This is a genomic window from Paenibacillus puerhi, assembly GCF_009846885.1.
Taxonomy (GTDB): Bacteria; Bacillota; Bacilli; order Paenibacillales; family NBRC-103111; genus Paenibacillus_G; species Paenibacillus_G puerhi.
The window spans coordinates 321898-339909 of record NZ_WUWM01000001.1 but is presented as its reverse complement, the minus strand read 5'-3'; the positions used below and the strand labels follow the sequence as shown (position 1 = coordinate 339909).

General features: G+C 54.6%; 13 protein-coding genes. 3 read left to right on the top strand and 10 right to left on the bottom strand.

Features of this window, described 5'->3' with window-relative positions:
• Nucleotides 1-21: 21 nt before the first annotated feature.
• A complete protein-coding gene (gene pdhA / locus GSF01_RS01470) occupies nt 22-1092 on the bottom strand; it encodes a pyruvate dehydrogenase (acetyl-transferring) E1 component subunit alpha (protein WP_159881231.1) in 1071 nt (356 codons plus the stop codon).
• Between the two features lie 245 nt (nt 1093-1337).
• On the opposite strand from pdhA, the gene GSF01_RS01465 reads away from it, so the two are divergent.
• A complete protein-coding gene (locus tag GSF01_RS01465) occupies nt 1338-2066 on the top strand; it encodes an alpha/beta hydrolase (protein ID WP_159881230.1) in 729 nt (242 codons plus the stop codon).
• Here the strand turns inward: GSF01_RS01465 and GSF01_RS01460 are convergent.
• The 3 genes from GSF01_RS01460 to GSF01_RS01450 all read right to left on the bottom strand — a co-directional run bounded on the left by GSF01_RS01460 (nt 2061) and on the right by GSF01_RS01450 (nt 4993).
• Nucleotides 2061-3032 (bottom strand): lipoate--protein ligase family protein, encoded by a 972-nt coding sequence (locus tag GSF01_RS01460; RefSeq protein WP_235941207.1) that lies wholly within the window; start codon nt 3030-3032, stop codon nt 2061-2063. The two genes, GSF01_RS01465 and GSF01_RS01460, sit on opposite strands and share 6 nt — an antisense overlap.
• A gap of 181 nt (nt 3033-3213) precedes the next feature.
• Nucleotides 3214-3777: a GDYXXLXY domain-containing protein gene (locus GSF01_RS01455; RefSeq protein ID WP_159881229.1), complete on the bottom strand. Its 564-nt coding sequence runs from the start codon at nt 3775-3777 to the stop codon at nt 3214-3216.
• Nucleotides 3770-4993, bottom strand: coding sequence for a DUF2157 domain-containing protein (locus GSF01_RS01450; RefSeq protein ID WP_159881228.1), 1224 nt, complete (start codon nt 4991-4993; stop codon nt 3770-3772). Before GSF01_RS01450 ends, GSF01_RS01455 begins: the two co-directional genes overlap by 8 nt.
• 258 nt (nt 4994-5251) lie before the next feature.
• On the opposite strand from GSF01_RS01450, the gene GSF01_RS01445 reads away from it, so the two are divergent.
• Nucleotides 5252-6307, top strand: a complete 1056-nt coding sequence (locus GSF01_RS01445) for a metallophosphoesterase family protein (RefSeq protein ID WP_159881227.1) — start codon at nt 5252-5254, stop codon at nt 6305-6307.
• Nucleotides 6308-6331: 24 nt separating this feature from the next.
• Nucleotides 6332-7618: an ATP-binding protein gene (locus tag GSF01_RS01440; RefSeq protein ID WP_159881226.1), complete on the top strand. Its 1287-nt coding sequence runs from the start codon at nt 6332-6334 to the stop codon at nt 7616-7618.
• Here GSF01_RS01440 and GSF01_RS01435 read toward each other — a convergent pair.
• The 6 genes from GSF01_RS01435 to mltG form a co-directional block, all read right to left on the bottom strand.
• Entirely contained in the window at nt 7615-9432 is a 1818-nt protein-coding gene (locus tag GSF01_RS01435) for a peptidoglycan D,D-transpeptidase FtsI family protein (RefSeq protein ID WP_159881225.1), read from the bottom strand. The genes GSF01_RS01440 and GSF01_RS01435 overlap by 4 nt on opposite strands.
• A 164-nt stretch (nt 9433-9596) precedes the next feature.
• Nucleotides 9597-11771: a methyl-accepting chemotaxis protein gene (locus tag GSF01_RS01430; protein WP_235941206.1), complete on the bottom strand. Its 2175-nt coding sequence runs from the start codon at nt 11769-11771 to the stop codon at nt 9597-9599.
• 381 nt (nt 11772-12152) lie between these two features.
• Nucleotides 12153-14336, bottom strand: a complete 2184-nt coding sequence (locus GSF01_RS01425; RefSeq protein WP_235941205.1) for a methyl-accepting chemotaxis protein — start codon at nt 14334-14336, stop codon at nt 12153-12155.
• 252 nt (nt 14337-14588) lie between these two features.
• Nucleotides 14589-15884 (bottom strand): peptidase U32 family protein, encoded by a 1296-nt coding sequence (locus GSF01_RS01420; protein ID WP_159881223.1) that lies wholly within the window; start codon nt 15882-15884, stop codon nt 14589-14591.
• 31 nt (nt 15885-15915) lie between these two features.
• Nucleotides 15916-16866, bottom strand: coding sequence for a peptidase U32 family protein (locus GSF01_RS01415; RefSeq protein ID WP_159881222.1), 951 nt, complete (start codon nt 16864-16866; stop codon nt 15916-15918).
• Nucleotides 16863-17966, bottom strand: coding sequence for an endolytic transglycosylase MltG (mltG, locus tag GSF01_RS01410; protein WP_159881221.1), 1104 nt, complete (start codon nt 17964-17966; stop codon nt 16863-16865). Before mltG ends, GSF01_RS01415 begins: the two co-directional genes overlap by 4 nt.
• Nucleotides 17967-18012 lie beyond the last annotated feature (46 nt).

Genomic DNA, 18012 nt, shown 5'->3' with positions numbered 1-18012 from the left:
GAATGTTCCTCTCCTTTACGCTTACGCTAAGTAATCCGCTTTTTGCTCTTCCAGATGCTGAGGCGTCGATTCGAACATGCTGTCGATCAGACCCGGCACTGTCATTTTTTCCGTCGTTTCCGCCTTCTTGATCTGCTCGGCTACCGTGTTCTTCGCTTCCTCGACAACAGCCGCCTCTTCTTCCTCGGTCCAGAGGCCTTTGCCCACCAGGTAAGTGCGGAAACGGTTCAGCGGATCCTTCAGCTCCCATTCAGCCGTTTCTTCCTTCGTCCGGTACTTGGAAGGATCATCACCGGACATGGAGTGCGGCAGGTAGCGATACGTGATCGCTTCGATCAGGGTAGCTCCCTCGCCGTTGCGTCCGCGCTCGGCTGCATCCTGTACCGCCTTGACGACCGCCAGGACGTCCATACCGTCGACCTGGACGCCCACGATACCGGCGGATACCGCCTTATGTGCGACAGATAAAGCCGCTGTCTGTTTCTCGAATGGCGTCGTAATTGCATAACCGTTGTTCTGCACGACGAAAATAGATCCAAGCTTGAACGCGCCCGCAAAGTTCAGCGCTTCGTAGAAGTCGCCCTCGGAGGAACCGCCGTCTCCGGTGTAGGTGATCGCTACGCGCTTCTCGCCGCGCTTCTTGAACGCCATAGCCACGCCCATCGCATGCAAATATTGAGCGCCGATAATAATTTGCGGCATAAGCACATGCACATCGTCAGGAATCTGTCCGCCATGCTGATGGCCGCGGGAATACAGGAACGCCTGGTACATAGGCAGGCCGTGCCATACGATTTGCGGCATGTCGCGGTAGCCCGGGCAAATAAAGTCATCTTTATTCAAAGCGAACTCGCTTCCGATCATGGTCGCTTCCTGTCCGGAGACCGGCGCATAGAAGCCAAGACGTCCTTGACGGGTCAGGTTAACGGCACGTTGATCCCAGGTGCGGGTGAACACCATGCGGCGCATCAGCTCGCGCAATTGCTCATCGGTTAAATTCGGCATTTCCTCCGGGTTGACGATCTGGCCGTCTGTCGAAAGAACGCTGAGCGGCTTTACTTCTTCTACGCCAACAATATGCGGCTTACTCATCTCAAAAGTCACCTCTTACGGTTAGTTGGGTATTAGTGATGCAAACGATACGGTGATGATGCAATGAACAAAAACACACTTTCTGTTATAGTAGTATTATAAACCTGTTTTTATAAATAACACAAGAACTATCTAGATAAATACGTTCTTTCTTGCGCGAACCGACTATAACAGTTTCACAAAAAGGGTATTACAGTTTTAGAAAATTTACAAAACTATTATAATACAACCGGAGGTATCCCTTTATGGACCAGGATATTTATTACAAAAGAACGATTGTCAAGGAGCTTGTCCCCTCAACCTTTCTTGGTGAGAAGAGACCGCTTAGGATTTACTTGCCGCCCGGTTATAACGAGCTTTTGTCCTATCCTGTCATCTACTGTCAGGACGGTGAAGATTTTTTTAATTTTGGGCGCATCGCGACGACCATGAATCGGCTGATCTATGATGATCAGGCGGAGCCGGCGATTATCGTCGGCGTTGATGTGGATAAAAGCATCCGTACCAGCGAGTACTCACCGGATGGCGACCGGTTTACCTCTTACTGCCGTTTTTTTGCAGAAGAGCTGCTGCCATTCGTTGAACATCATTACCCCGTTCGGACCGATCCGAACGAACGAATTTTGGCGGGAGACTCGCTGGGCGGAACGGTATCCCTGCATCTTGCCTTAGATTATCCTAGCCTATTTACCCGGGTTATATCCTTATCGGGGGCTTTTTTGCTCTCGACTCAGGAGCGGATTCGCCTGGAATCGGACTTGTCGTGGCTGAGCTTATCGATGGTGATCGGCTTGGAGGAAAAAGACGTCGATACCGGTAGAGGCCGCTTCGACTTCCTGGAGGCCAACCGGATAAGCAAACAGCTCCTCTTGGAGAGGAGCTGTCCGGTCGTCTATGAAGAAAAGCCAGGTAAACATGTCTGGGGCTTCTGGCAAAAAGAGCTGCCGTCCATGCTAAAGCGGTTTTTGTTATAAACCGTAGCGCTCCCGCATCCTCTGGGCCATCGCCCGCACCTCAGCCGGATCGGGCAGCCACAGCTTGGCGGAAGCGTCCGTCAGCCCGTCCGGTGTCTGGCGGTCTCGGACTACGCGTTTGACCGCATCGATGAACGTCTGGGCCGGGGTTGGCCCGCTAGCGGCCGTGTCTCCCGGACGAAGGCCGCCCGTCGACCGCCCTTCGTCCGGGGGGCCGGCGGGATCCGCATTCCCTGCCGCCAGGCTCTCCGGGCCATCCGGCTGCACAGAGCGGGCAAACCCCGTACCCAGCAGCTCCGTCAAGCTCGCCATGCTTTCCTCGCGGACCTGCGGATAGACGGCATCTGCGCTTCCCGCCGCAGCAAGCTCATAGAAAGACCGCGCCAAGGCAGCCTTCTCCGCTCCAGAGCCCTCCACGACTACGAATGCCTGTACCACGTAGGCATGCTGCTGACGACGCTGGGCAATCCCGCAGAACTTCCGGCCCCCTATGCTCAGATCGAAGTCGCCGGGGCAGTAAGCCCCTTCGATTTCTCCCTTGGCTACAGCGCCGCCAGCCTCCTGCAGAGCCAGCGCGATCAGCTCGTACATCCGCTCAAAGTCGTCATGAAAGTCAATTCTGCCGGCCGGCTTGCGCCCGATCAGGGAGACATTGACTACGCCGAGATCCAGCGGCACCGCCGCACCGCCGGAATTCCGGACCGCTACGCTGTATCCTGCCTGCTCCAAACTCCGGCTTGCCTCAGCCGCAGAGGACAGCCTGCTGTCCCTCAATCCCATTACGAAGGCCCGCGGATGTCTCCACATATGGATCAACGGAGGACCTCCCTCGCCGACATACCGGCATAACAGCTCCTCCAGAGCAAACGGATATAAAATATCGGGCTCGCTGAAATCCCCGCTTCGGTCCAGCATAAGCAAATTTTGAAGTCCTTCCCCTGAGGGCGAAGCTTTCTTCTCCTGCATGTTGTAAGTTCCCCTCTCACGCGCTGCGGGCACTCCGCTCCGTTCCTCTCCCTGCTTGCATTTGCCAAGGAGCTGCGGCCCGTCAGACGCCGCTCGGCTTTCGAGGAACGGGGCGCGTTGCTGAATACCGTTATCTTATCGAAATGGAGCTGCCGCAGCAACTCCTTCTAAGCGGAGGAACCTACCTTTCCTCCAGTCCCTCGATTTTTGCTTGTCCCCACGAGGACACCTTCAGATGAACGATCAGATCGGATGCTTTCTCCTCCAGCTCCTTGCCCGTATTCTCGGGGACATAATATTTCTCGATGCCGTAATTGACGCGAAGCCTCCAGTCCAGCGGCTCCCATTGATACGAAGCGCGGCCTTTCATCATCGTTTCGCCGGACATCAGATCAGGCTTGCGGTCATAGGCCCCCACCGGAATGGAAGTCCCGTCCGGCGTTGTTCTCACGACCACGTACACGACTTGCCCTCGCTTCACTCCTTCAGCAGAGCCCTTCCACAAAGCTGGAGAAATTTCGCTGATTTCGTAGCTCAAGTTCACGTAATCACCATACAGGAGATCCCGCGGATCTACCGGCACGGTCTTGACCCTGACATCCTGTCCGTACCAGCTAATGGCATAATAGGAGAGAGCAACGCCGATAAGCACCAGCACCTGGAGCAGCACGAGCGCCGCTGCCAGTTTCCCCCGACGATTCGACAGCCAGAGAGGACCGGCTGCAGCCGTATTCCCTTTATTCATGGCGATTCGCCTCCTCTACAGACTTCAATACCCGCTTATTTCTCCGGTTCAGGAACCAGCTTAGCCCGATTAACAATACTCCGCCTAGTATAAAGAACAATGATTTATCCATAAAGTCCCAAGTCAACTTGATATAGGCGACTAAGGTGCTGCATATAAACAATAGCGTTCCGAAGTTGATCTTGAACCGCCAGCCTTCCGCATAGCCTCTCCATAGCACATAAAGCGAGAACATAAACAGCGCCAGCAGGTAAAGCACCGGATATCCGGCAGACATATATACGAAAGGCAAGAGGAGCACCCATTCAAATCCGCTTGCAAGCGTCCCGCGGACATATTTGCCCGACATCGAGACTATAAACAACAGACCAAGCGCGCCCAGATAAGCCAGTGCCTGCGGTCGCACATCGGCATCCAGATTGGTCCACTCCCCGCTGACAAGCACCATGAACACCCCGAATACATAAGCCAGGGCGAGCGGAGCGGCCTGCATCGCGAAGCCGCCTCGGCGGTCCTTCAGCCAATCTCCCACCACATAAAGGACCATCGCAGGGATAAAGACCCACATAAACGGCAGCTCCTCGCTCATGATCCATACGAGAGAGTGAATGATTACACTCAAGCTGAAGCACCAGATCAGCAGAGCGCTGCGGCTCCTCCAGCCGAAGTACCCAAGCCCGATCACCATCAAGGCGAAGGCCGAATAACTGAAGCTGTCGAACGAAGAAACGCTGTATATTTGAGCCACATTAAACAAAATCAAAGCAATTAAGTATAAATACCGGCTGCGATATAAATAAGTGACGAGCATGGCGGCCGTTGCCCATAGGATAAACGAGCCTGCGTTGTAGGCAACCAAATGAAACATCTGTCCGATCAGCACGATGCCCGCCCCGAAGCTGACTACCCCCAAGCTGACTAGCGCAATCCCCATCCTGGAATCTCCACGGCGAATAAATGCCTCGCCCCCCGCATAGAAGCCGCACATGACGAGGACGATGAGTCCCAGACGGGCCAGTTGGGGGATATCCTGCCAATTGGCAGCGACGAAGCTCAATATACCGAGAGCCAGCAGAATGCTGCCGAGCAGCGGAAGGATACCGATACCCCGTCTATTTTCTGCATAAAGACCGACAATACGATCCGCTTGCTCCCGGGTGACGATCCCTTTCTCCACCCAGCCCGGCGCTTCCTGTTCGACCCATTTCCTGCTCATGCCTGATCACCTCTGTCCTGGTCCGCTACGCCAAAACGTGCAGGACCTTATACTTATAGTATAGTCGTTGATTCTCGCAAAAGAAGTACTATCTTCTACTAGTACCTTACCCGGCAAACTCTTTATTTCAACCTATTAGCCGGCGGTGGTCGATTCATGTATTTTTTTTTGTCGCATCCTCCATTATAATGAGGCTATCTCGATTAAATGCAAAATACGGCCCTTAATTTGCCAAGCTACCCGGAGGGAAATTCCTACATGATAACAAGACGTATCTTTATCAAGCAGCTACTTGCCATGATTGCCCTTGCGACGGGTGGAGCGGCTTTATCGGATCGTTACCTCGGCTCGGAGCAGGCCGCTTCTGTCGATCCCCCAGCCGAAGGACCGCAAGCCCCCGCTTCCGCAGAGCCTGCCGTCTCCGATCAGCCCCTGCTTTCTTTCTTCCTCCTCAGCGATCTGCATATTTCAGTCGCTGACACGACAATCGGCGATAAGCTTCACGTAACCTTGAAGGATGTAAGCAAGTTCGAATCGCCTGTGGATACGATCATCTTCGGTGGCGACGTGACCGACTTTGGACGAGATATCGAATACAAGCAGCTCCGCAAAATATTGGACTCCTACAAGCTTCCTCCCATTTATGCCAATATGGGCAATCACGATTACTATGACATCTGGCTGACCGATCGTGGCGCTTTCTCAACCGATACGGTGCCCAACGGAAAAACGGATGCGATGTGCCGCGAGCGCTTTATGACCTTTTTCGGCTATAAGGAGAAGCCCTACACGGACGTATGGCTGCAGGACGTCCACCTGATCCTGCTCTCGCAGGAATGCTACGTGCAGGAGAAGCCTGATGTCGGAGAGGGCGCCTGGTATTCCGACGAGCAGCTCGCCTGGTTCGAAACGAAAATGAAGGAGCATGCGGACGGCAGGCCCGCCTTTATTTTCATTCATCAGCCGCTGCCTGCTCCGGGAACGGACGGCGGGACTCATCGGTTGATTCGGGCCAAGCGGTTCCGGGAGATTTTGAAGCCTTATCGCAATGCTTTTGTGTTCTCCGGGCATACGCATCGAAATTTTCTCAGCGATAACCATTATAACCAGGAGAACACGTTTCACTGGTTCAACAATGCTTCCGTCGGTAAAACTCGCGCAAGCGCGAATGGCGGCCCTGCCATCCAAGGCATGTATGTACAAATCTATTCGCATCAGGTCGTCGTGAAAGGCCGGGAGTTTACGGATCGTTCCTGGATACCGGGAGCGGAATGGACCGTGCCGATCAAGGCCAAAGCCCGTACCTCCATTTGATTCAGACTGCAAAGGTGATGAATTGTGAGCGTTATTACAGGATTATTGCTGAATATGATGTTTATAGCCATGCCGTTCTTCCTGACGCAGCTCTTCGGACAGGACCATTTCCAGCCCTTCGGTAAACAAAGCTCTTGGCGGTCTGCGGTTATCCTCAGCTCTCTATCGGCCTTATTCTGCATGACCTATCCGGTACAGCTGACGGAGGGATTGCCGTTCGACCTGAGCGCGCTCGCCTTCGCCGCTTGCTTCCTATACGCCGGCCCCCTACCGGGGCTAGCAGTATGCGCCCTTATGCTGCTGTATCGCTTTCTTCTGGGAAACGAAGACAGTTTCTATATGCAGGCCATCTCGATACTTCTTATAGCCGCCTGGCTGCTGCCAAGCCGCAGGAGGCTCATGACGAACGCCTGCTTGCTTGCACCGCTTGCGGCAGCAGGAACCGGGCTTACCCTGTCAGCCCTTGCTTCCCTCGGTTCTATCGTCTATCTGGGCTGGAAGGGGACCCCCATGAGCCTCGAGCTGGCCGGCATGTTTACTATGTATATCCTTTTTCATGCGGCGGCTGCCGTTCTAGCCGTATACATCGTCAAGAAGCTTCTAAATGAAACAGACTCCGGCAAGCGGCCTCAGCATCAGGAGAAGCTGCACATGATGGGCGAGCTTGCCTCTTCGTTGGCCCATGAGCTTCGTCATCCGATGACGGTAGCCCGGGGATTTGTACAAATGATCCGGCGGGGGGATCTGTCTGACACCAAGCGCCAGATCTATGCCCAGCTCGTGCAGGATGAGATCGAGAAGGCCCAATCCATGATCAACGATTATTTATCCTTCGCCAAGCCCCAGCTGGATGCGATCGAGCTGCTGGATGCGAAGCAGCTTGTTCTTCGAGCGGTGGATTCCCTGACGACGTTCGCCAGCCTTCGTCAGGTCCACATTGCAGCCGACCTCCAGGACAAGCTGATGATCAGCGCCAATCCGGACAAATTTATCCAATGCATCGTGCACTTGTGCAGGAATGGAATCGAATCGATGCCCGGAGGAGGAACGCTGCGGATCATCGGCTCTGTTCAATGCTCAACCGTTTGCATCGATATTATCGATCAGGGCATCGGGATGACACCGGATGAAGTAGGACGGCTTGGTACTCCCTATTACTCGGCGCGCGGCAAAGGGAACGGGCTTGGCATGATGGTCACCTACCGGGCTATTCATAATATTCACGGACGTATCGATGTAACGAGCGAACGAGGCAAAGGCACCTGCTTCACGCTCATGCTGCCTACGCTGCAGCCCTCCAGCTATCATTAGCCTTCGTAGGCTGCCAATATATCCATCACTTCGCGGAAGAGCGGGATCGCTAGATTCGGTTCGCCTTCCGGCACATGACGGACCAGGACGGAGGCCGCATACTTCGGCTTATCCGTCGGCCCGTAGCCGATAAACCAATGATTCTCGCCGGCCCGGCCCTGCTCCAGAACGACCTGGGCCGTACCCGATTTCCCCGCCACGGGCCATCGGGCCGACTGCAGCGCACGTCCCGTCCCTCGAACGACAACCCCGTTCATCCACTCCAGCAGCTTACCCGCCGTCTTCGCATGAACCGTTACCGGACTGTCCTCCTCCGCCCTCGCCTTACGGGCAAACCGTTCATATAGTCTTCCATTGCCGAAACGAACCTCCCGTACCACGCGGGGAGCCTGCACTTGTCCTTCATGAAAGAGCGTGACGATCAGATTGGCTGCCGCAAGCGGGGTCATCTGCACATCCCGTTGACCGATCGACGTCTGTACAAGCGCCCCTGGATCGGACCGGTCTGTGGAAGCCGCATACGCTTGACCACGCTGCTCTCCGTCCCACTGCAGGAAATGATCCGATATAGAGCTTGCCCCCGACCATCCGACTGTCCCGGTAACGCCCAGCCTCCCGGCATATTGCTCCAGCTTCTCTCCGCCTAATCTCTGAGCCAGCTTGGCGAATACCACATTGCAAGATTGTGCGTATCCTTCTTCGAAGGTCAAATGACCATGTCCCCCCTGCTTCCAGCAGCGAAACCCGAATTGCCCGAGCTCACCGGCGCAGTGAAAAGATTCTCCGGGTTGTGCTACCCCTTCTTCTAACGCTGCGATGGCGGTCACCGTCTTGAAGATGGAGCCGGGCGGCTCAGCCTGGATGGCGAGATTATGCCAGTTTGTCTGAGTCGGATCGACATCATCGGGATGAAAGGCCGGCTTGCTCGCCATCGCGACGACATCAGCCGTCTCCAGATCCAGCACAACGACAGCTCCCTCCCGGATGGCGGACTGCGCCAGCTTGCTTTCGATCCGCTCCTGCACTTCTCGGTCCAGGGTGGTAACGACGCTCAGCGGATAATAAGGATTGCCCGGCGTAACAGTCCGAATATCCAGCCCGGGCAGCGGCCGCTTACCGGCATCGGTGAACAGCGAGACCGTCGTAGGTCCGATGCCGCGGAGCCAAGGCTCAAAGGTTTTCTCCAGACCCGCATTGCCGATCCGGCTTGTCAGCTGCAGCTCTCCTTTTTGAAATTGGTCCGTAAACTGCTTGGCGACCCGGTCCGGGTTTTGCCCGATGTACCCGAGCAGTTGGGCGGCTGGCTGCCGTGCCTCATACCGCTGCCTGTACACGGTCACGCACAAATCCTCCAGCGCAAGCGCCGAGAGAAGCGAGACCTGCTTGTCGGAGAGGGCAAGAGGCTTGCCATCGGCCCCCGGCCACATCCGCGGAGCGTTCGCCGACTGCTGGAAGTCCTTAAGCTTCGAGAGCGACGTCTCCATAATACGAGCAGCTTCGGCGAGCTCGCCTTCTCTTTCGGCGCTCCGCTCAGGCTCACTTCTTACAGGGAATACCGTCAGCACCTGCAAAGACTTCCCCGTCAACGACCGACCTTGCCTATCCACGAAATCCCCCCTGCCGCTATCCAGCACAATGCCTTGCTCCCTCTGCACGACCGAGTTCTCCACCAGGTCGACATGACGGGAGGTCCAGCGTCCGGAAGCCGCGATTTGGATCCAGAACAATCGAATATTCCAGACGATCAGGACAGCGATGATTACAATCAGAAGTAAAAATATCCGGTTTTTCTTCAACCCGTTTGGCCTTTCCATAGGTGTTACTCGGCCCCTTCCTATCTCCTGGCTGCTGCTAACCAGTATAGGCTTAAGCCGCTTGCTCCAAACACCGATTAGGATAGACCGCCTAGCCCAAAAAAGCGCGTAGCCTTGTATAAAGGCACGCGCTTCTTGAAAACCGATAAACTTAGACCGAACTTCTACACCCGGAACTTCGACAGCGATTCTTGCAGAGATTTGGACAGCTCTTCAAGCTTATCGGACAGGTTGACCAACCCATTGGAAATGTTCAATTGCTCCGTGCTGAGCGATGCGACCTCCTGCGAAGTTGCCGACGATTCCTCGGCCACTGCGCTGACGTTCGTCATCGATTCGTTCAAGACGACCTGCGAGGTTTCAAGCTGGCTGATCGATTCCGTTACTTCGGACAGCCGCTCGATAAAGCCGCCCATCTGCTGATCGACCTGCTTGAAGATCTCGTCGGCCTCCTTGACGGAGGAAATCTGCTCCTGGAAGATCGGATAAGCCTTCGACAGTACGTTGACCGTCTCCTCAATCTCCTTCTGGATTTTCTCCGTAATCTGACCGACGATCGCGATCGATTGCCGCGACTGGTCGGCCAGCTTGCGGATTTCATCAGCGACGACCATGAAGCCCTTGCCTGCCGCTCCTGCCCGCGCCGCCTCGATGGTCGCATTCAGCGACAGAATGTTCGTCTGCTTGGAGATATTGCCCAGCACATCGAGTATTTTCACGATCGAGCGCGTGCTTTCCTTCAGATTATCGACCTTCTCCACCATCGAACGCGTCATCGATTCCGTCTCATTGGTCTTGCCGATCAGCTCGTCCATGTACGCGATCCCCTGCTTACTGGACGACTGTACCTCGCCGGCGGCCGTCCCCATGATCACGTTGGCTTCGACCACGGTTTTCATCTGCATGCCGATGGCGTGCGTCAGCTCATTGCCGCGCTCCGACTCCACGGCCAGACTGCTGGCTCCGCTTGCGATCTCCTCGGTCGCCACCGCTATATCCTTCGCGGACATCGCCGTCTTCTTCGAGGCTTCGGACAGCTCGCCGGCCGTTCCTAACACTTCTTGCGCCGAGATATTCGTTTGCTGCACGAGCTGCGTAATCTTCTCCATCATCTGGTTGAAGCTGACGCTGAGCTGACCGATCTCGTCTTGTCCCTTCGCTTGCATACGCACGCTTAGATTCCCCTGCTCGCCTTCCTTCATCAGATTCCTCAGCTGAATAAGAGGGCTGCCAATCATTCGGGCCAGCATATAGCCAATTACGACGGCAATCAGCATCGCGCCGAACGCCATAGCGAGCGTAATATCAAAGATCACTCTCGCGTCTTTAACCAGCTCATTCACCGGCATGGACCCGATCAGAAACCAATTGTTCAGCTTGGATTTGTAATAAACAAGCTGGTTCTGGCTATCGCGTGTTTTCAGCTGACCGCTCACCCTGTCGAAAGCATTCATTTCGATATCGAGATTATGGGGCTTGGCCAGTTGTTCTCTATCGCTCGTGTAGATGTAGTTGCCCCCTGGGGAAACAACCACCGTACTCCCGCCTTCGCCCATATTGATTTGCTTAACCTGGTCGCCGATAACCTCTAGCTTGATCTCGACGAGGAGAATGCCGGTAATCTGGCTCGTCGTTACACTTTTCAGAACCCGCCCTAGGGCGAAGGACGTCTGTGTCCCCACGGCAGCTGCGCTTTCCTCCACGAACCCTTTGGCGGATGTCTCCAGCCATACCGACTGGCCGCCCGCTTCCAATACCTTTTTGAACCAATCTCTATCGCCCCGGTTGGTGGCACCCAGGTTGCCGGAGGAAGAACTGATCCCATCGCCTGTTTCGGTCAATAAATGGACAGCCTTGATGTTCTTATTAGCGAACGAATACACATTCAGCTTATCCCCGATCTGACGGCTAAGCTCCAGATAATTATAACTATTGCGCTCGGAGGCGCGAATGTCCGTTACGAGCTTCCGAAGGTCCTCATTCAACATAATCTGCATCGACAAATCTTCATAAGAAGAGTAGATGAGGTCCAGCTTTTCACCTGCTTGGATAATGGTCTGTTCGGACGCATCCGCTACTTTATTCTGAATAACATCCTTGGACTTCGTGTAGGAAATCATGCCGACGACCAGCACAAAGAAGACGATACAAAAGAAAAAGATCGCGAATAGCTTTACGCCAACTGACTTTAGCGGATTGGACCGGATCCCTTCAGATACACCGGAGATTTTGCCGGTGCCTGTCGAGCTGGCTCCGGAATTGCGGGAAGCGAGTTTGGTTTGTACGGTTTTGCCGGCATGTCGCAGGCTGTCGAGCAGTGAAGACCATGTCTTCTTCACAGGAAGCACCACCTAATTTTGTTAGATTGAACGCATATGACCTAGAATTTTCTCTTCTTTACACGTTCTTCACATAAAGTTTACGTACACTTTCGACACTATCAGTCAAAATCCTTTTCCATTTTTCGGATTTCGTAAAAGAATGAATAGTGCCATAGTCTTAACATCGATTGTCCTATCTTATGTATATCGGTCTGTCTCCTTTTTTTTTGAAGCTCAAAATCCGTGTTTCCGAACAATTTCAACCTTTTAATTCGAAACATCCCCTCGGATACGGCCGTTCCATAAAAAAAACCGCCCGGAAATCCAGCTCCGGACGGTCGCTCTAGGTCTTTCTGCATACCTGTTTCTTTGGCTTCGATATTAGCTCCGCAGCGTTCGTCATACCTGGAATTTAGATAAAGACTCCTTCAGGGAGTTGGACAGCTCCTCCAGCTTATCGGACAGGTTGACCAAACCATTGGAAATGCTCAACTGCTCCGTGCTTAGCGATGCGACCTCTTGTGAAGTTGCCGACGATTCCTCGGCCACTGCACTGACGTTCGTCATGGCTTCGTTCAAAACGACCTGCGAGGTTTCAAGCCGGCTGATCGATTCCGTTACCTCGGACAGCCGCTCGATAAAGCCGCCCATCTGCTGATCGACCTGCTTGAAGATCTCGTCGGCCTCCTTGACGGAGGAAATCTGCTCCTGGAAGATCGGATAAGCCTTCGACAGTACGTTGACCGTCTCCTCAATCTCCTTCTGGATTTTCTCCGTAATCTGACCGACGATCGCGATCGATTGCCGCGACTGGTCGGCCAGCTTGCGGATTTCATCAGCGACGACCATGAAGCCCTTGCCTGCCGCTCCTGCCCGCGCCGCCTCGATGGTCGCATTCAGCGACAGAATGTTCGTCTGCTTGGAGATATTGCCCAGCACATCGAGTATTTTCACGATCGAGCGCGTGCTTTCCTTCAGATTATCGACCTTCTCCACCATCGAACGCGTCATCGATTCCGTCTCATTGGTCTTGCCGATCAGCTCGTCCATGTACGCGATCCCCTGCTTACTGGACGACTGTACCTCGCCGGCGGCCGTCCCCATGATCACGTTGGCTTCGACCACGGTTTTCATCTGCATGCCGATGGCGTGCGTCAGCTCATTGCCGCGCTCCGACTCCACGGCCAGACTGCTGGCTCCGCTTGCGATCTCCTCGGTCGCCACCGCTATATCCTTCGCGGACATCGCCGTCTTCTTCGAGGCTTCGGACAGCTCGCCCGCCGTGTCCAGCACTTCCTGAGCCGATATATTCGTCTGCTGCACGAGCTGCGTAATCTTCTCCATCATCTGGTTAAAGCTGACGCTGAGCTGACCGATCTCGTCCTGCCGTTTGACGGGCATGCGCACGCCCAGATTCCCCCTCTCGCCTTCCTTCATCAGGTTCCTCAGCTCAACAAGCGGTTGACCGATCAGACGGGCCAGCATAAATCCGATCACCAGCGCGATCAGCATAGCGCCGAAGGCTATGACAATCGTCAGATTGAAAATGACGGAGGCGTCCTTTACAAGCTCCTTCACCGGCATGACGCCAACGATCGTCCAGCCGTTCATCGGAGATCTATAATACACCAGCTGACTTTGGCCGTCAGGCGATTTCAGTTGATCGTGCTTTTCCTGGAACGCCTCCATGCCGACCGGGAGCGTACTTGGCTTGGCTATAAGGCCCTTGTCCTTGGCATACACATAGTTGCCCGATCCTGAGAGCACTACCGTGCTTCCGCCATCCCCCATGTTAATTTGTTCCATCTGTTGTCCGACGACGTCTACCTTGATCTCGATAATCAGAACACCCATAACCTCGCTGGACACGGCATTTTTCAGCAATCTCCCCAGTGCGAAGGTAGGCTCTCCCTTACCCCCCGAGTAGGAGGCCTCCGTATATCCGTTCTCCTTGGTCTCCAGCCATACCACCTGACCGCCTGCCTCCACGATCGATTTGAACCATTCCTGGTCAGGCTGAATCGTCGCCCCCAGCGTACTGTTCGTTGAGTTGATGCCCTCTCCCTTCACTGTCAGCAGATGAATGGCGCTGATTGTTTTATTGGAAAACGCATACATATTCAACTGCTCCGTCAGCAGACGGCCCTGCTCCATAAATTCATAGGAGTTTCGGTTCACCATCTGGATAGCGCTTATACCTTTGCTTATTTCATTATTGAGCACCATTTGCATCGACAATTCTTCATACCTGGAAAAGACCAGATCCAGCTTCTCGCCTGCTTGTATGATCGTTTGCTCGGAAGCATTGGCTACCTTATTCTGAATGACCTCTTTGGATTTGTTATAAGAAATCAGCCCTACCGTCAGCACGAAACATACAATACTTAAGAAGAAGATGACAAATAGCTTGCCCCCTACCGACCTCAACGGGTTAACGCGCGTGCTCTCCAAGGATTCGGCGGCCCTGCTTGGGATGGGTTGGCCGGATTGCGGCGGATGGATAAGAGAGTCGTCGGCCTCGGTTTTCTCAGACTTGCCGGCTTGTCGAAAGCGCCCCAGCAGCGATGATAGCGTTTTCTTCACAGGATACACCACCTATTCTTGATTGGCACATATGGACTTGCAGCACATAAGTAAATATTGGGTTGTTGTAAGCTTATCCATATATTCGACATCATTTTGGCGAAATCCTCCTAGGAACCTGCCGATTTAGAAATTTTATAGTCCTTACGTCCCATCCTCTTCTTACCCGTATATAGGACGTCAAAAAGCGCCTGCCCAAGCCTGGGACAGACGCTTCTTCCTCATGTTAGCTATGGCCTCGCTGCCATGCGTTTACTTTCCTTTGCCCATACGTTTTCTTACCATATCGTATGGCCGGACAGGAGAGGCTACCTTCATCCGGATCGGCTGGAGCGGGTGTCTTGCCGCATCCAGCGATTCGCCGGCTTCGTTGTAGATATCCGGTACCGTCTGCTTGAAGAAGGTACCGCCGGGACCGAAAAACTCAATTTCCTGGCCGGGCTTGAAGTGATTGCGCTGCTGGACGAGCGCCGTGCCGTTCTCCGCATCGTACTCCATGACCACTCCGACAAAATCATAAGGCGCGGCCTTATCTTCCGGTTCGAATATATGATCCTCATGATCCGGCTGATCAAAGAAAAATCCGGTATTCAGCGGACGGTTCGCTGCCTTCTGGATGTCGTAGAGCCATTCGGGCTTCAGCTCATAATTCTCCGGATCGGCAAAGTAAGCATCGATGGCCTGGCGGTAGGCGTTCACGACTGTAGCCACATAATGCACGCTCTTCATCCGACCCTCAATTTTGAAGCTGTCCACACCAGAACGGATCAGTTCCGGCAAATGCTCGATCATGCACAAGTCCTTGGAGCTCATCGAGAAGGGGTTATCCCCCTCCTGGAACAGCGGCAGCTCCTTGATCCCGATCTGCGGGCCGGCCAGCTCCTCTTCCGTCGTAAACAAATCATACTTCCAGCGGCAGGACTGCGAACAGCCCCCGCGGTTCGAGTCCCGATCCGTAAAGTGGTTGGACAGCACGCATCGTCCCGAGTACGAGCTGCACATCGCGCCATGCACGAATACTTCGATCTCGATCTCGACGTTCCGCTTGATATCTACGATCTCGTCCATGCTCACCTCACGGGCAAGCACGACGCGTTCTACGCCGTCTTCCTTCCAGAACTGGACAGCCTGCCAGTTCATCGTCGATTGCTGCGTACTGAGGTGGATCTCCAGCTTAGGCGCGACGCGGCGGCATGTTTCGATGATGATCGGATCGGCCACGATAATGGCATGGACACCCGTGTCCTGAATGCCTCTCAGGTAGTCTTCCAGGCCGGCGATATCCTCGTTATGCGCATAAATGTTAGTCGCCACGAAAACCTTCGCTCCGTACTTCTCGGCGAATTCCACGCCTTCGCGCATCTCCTCGAACGTGAAGTTATCGGCGTTCGAACGAAGGCCGTACTGCTGCCCGCCGATATAGACGGCATCTGCGCCGTAATGAACGGCGAACTTCAGCTTCTCCAGACTCCCCGCAGGCGCCAGCAGCTCAGGCTTCTCCAGCCTGATGCGCTTGCCTAGCAGCGCTTCTTGTTCCTTTGTAGTCATTCGGGCTCACCTCTTTCCTTATAGCCTGATCTTAGTAGACTTGCTCTTTAAAGAAAAATCCGTAGGACAGCTCGCGTCTCGGATCCTGAAGCTCGCGGATCGCATCCAGCAGTCTTTCATCGAACACATAGCCTGACGGGTCCGCCGTGTAAGCATCGATCGCCTGACGATAGCCGCGCAGCACCGTCTCATTGTATTCGACTGATTTGAGCAGCGGTTCGATCTTCAGGCTGTCGATCCCGCCCTCCAGCAGCTCATGCAGGCTGTCCAGTATACAGATATCGTCCGAGCTCATAATATGCGTTCCGTTGATGTCCTCATAAACCGGATAGCGCTCGTTCTGCCTCTCCTGCTCGATGAGAAACAATCCCTGATCGACCCCTGCCTTCAACACTTCATCCGACGTCAATACGCGGTTTTCGCCTTGATGGTTCTGATAATTCGTCAGCAGGCTGCGTTTCGAATGATAAATATTCGTAATCCCGTGGACCTGCACCTGCACCTCCATGTCGGGCAGCAGACGTTTGATTTCGAGCGTCTCCTCCAGGTTCAGCTCACGGGCCAGCACCATGCGTGTAGCGCCCTTGGTCCCCCAATACTTGGCCGTTGCATAATTGGTCGAGGTCATCTCCGCGTTCCAGTGCAAGCCGATGCCCGGCGCCGCCTTGCGAACTGCGATAAGCACCGCGGGGTCTCCGAACACAAGCGCATCGATCTTCAGCTTATGCAGCTCCTTCAGGTACGCCTGAAGCTCGTCAAGCTGCTCATTGCTCATCAGATTATTTACCGCGGCGTACACCTTGACCTGGCGCTCGTGCAGCCATGGCACCAGCTCCTCCAGCTCGCGGACAGTTATCTCGCCGGGCAGACGCAATCCGAAGCGATGCTCGCCGATCAGCACCGCATCTGCTCCCGCCTCCACGTACCGCCGAGCTTCTGCGGGCGTACCCGCAGCTATTAGCAATTCCGGCTTTGTCCTCATTCCGGCACCTCTACTTTCTCAGATTCGGTCTCCCTCGTCAGGGGCGAGGCCGTCTTGTTGCTCTCTGCGATATTCTTCTTATGCTCTTCAAAGGTCTCCGCGAATAAATGCTTGCGGCTGCCGTCCTTCTTAGTTACATAGAACAGGTATTTCGTCTCTTGCGGGTACAAGGCCGCCTGAATAGATGCAAGCGATGGACTGGCGATCGGTCCCGGGGGCAGGCCCCGGTTCAAATACGTATTATAAGGACTTTCTACACGCAGGTCCTTCTCAAACAGTCTTTCCTTTTGCTTGTCGAATAAATATTGAATAGTCGCATCAATCTCAAGCTGCTTGTTTTGCTTTAGTCGGTTATGAATGACCCCGCTGACCAGAGCGCGCTCTTCCTCTGCAGCGACCTCCCGCTCGATCAACGAAGCCAGCGTCAAGGTTTGATGCAGCGTTAGCCCGTGGGTATCCATCGCCTGCCGCCAGCCCTCCGGAAGCTCCTGCAGCCGCTTGTCTAGCTGTGCCGCCATCGTCGCCACCAGTTCGTCCGCTCCGGCATCCTTCTTCCATTCATAGGTGTCGGGATACAGGTAGCCCTCCAGGCGCGCCTTTAGATTCGGATCGCTAGGAATGCCGGCCGCAGCCGAACCTTGCGGAGCCACAAATCGCTTCAAGGCCGCCTCGAACGCGGCTGGCTCTATGCCCGACTGCTGCAGCTTCTCGGCAATTTGTCTGATCGTAAAGCCTTCGGGAACCGTGAGACGCAGTCCCGCCTCCTTGACCGTATCCCCCTGGTTCAGCATGGCAATAATCGCGTCGGAGGTTAAGCCCGGCCGCATCTCGTATTCTCCGGCCTGAAACCGGCCGCCCTCGCCCTTATACTTCACATAATACCTGAACAGCCGCGCATCGCGAATCAAGCCCTTCTGCTGCAGCTCAGCGGCGAGCTCTCCAACCCCTGTACCGGACGGAAAGGCCACCCGTACGGGCGTTTCCGAAGCGGGCGACGGCGCCAGGCCCCGGCTCACATAGAGCGCCAGGCCCACTGTCAGGCCGACCGCGAGGCAGATGATCAGCAGAAGTCCCCATATCCAGAACCGTTTTAGTGTCATAGTTCCCCTTTCTCCGCACAAACGAAAAAGAGCGGATCATCTCCGC

Bases quoted from the DNA above. Each gene is read 5' to 3' on its own strand.
- pdhA (WP_159881231.1), bottom strand. From the start codon at position 1,092: ATGAGTAAGCCGCATATTGTTGGCGTAGAAGAAGTAAAGCCGCTCAGC.
- GSF01_RS01465 (WP_159881230.1), top strand. From the start codon at position 1,338: ATGGACCAGGATATTTATTACAAAAGAACGATTGTCAAGGAGCTTGTC.
- GSF01_RS01460 (WP_235941207.1), bottom strand. From the start codon at position 3,032: ATGCAGGAGAAGAAAGCTTCGCCCTCAGGGGAAGGACTTCAAAATTTG.
- GSF01_RS01455 (WP_159881229.1), bottom strand. From the start codon at position 3,777: ATGAATAAAGGGAATACGGCTGCAGCCGGTCCTCTCTGGCTGTCGAAT.
- GSF01_RS01450 (WP_159881228.1), bottom strand. From the start codon at position 4,993: ATGAGCAGGAAATGGGTCGAACAGGAAGCGCCGGGCTGGGTGGAGAAA.
- GSF01_RS01445 (WP_159881227.1), top strand. From the start codon at position 5,252: ATGATAACAAGACGTATCTTTATCAAGCAGCTACTTGCCATGATTGCC.
- GSF01_RS01435 (WP_159881225.1), bottom strand. From the start codon at position 9,432: ATGGAAAGGCCAAACGGGTTGAAGAAAAACCGGATATTTTTACTTCTG.
- GSF01_RS01420 (WP_159881223.1), bottom strand. From the start codon at position 15,884: ATGACTACAAAGGAACAAGAAGCGCTGCTAGGCAAGCGCATCAGGCTG.
- GSF01_RS01415 (WP_159881222.1), bottom strand. From the start codon at position 16,866: ATGAGGACAAAGCCGGAATTGCTAATAGCTGCGGGTACGCCCGCAGAA.
- mltG (WP_159881221.1), bottom strand. From the start codon at position 17,966: ATGACACTAAAACGGTTCTGGATATGGGGACTTCTGCTGATCATCTGC.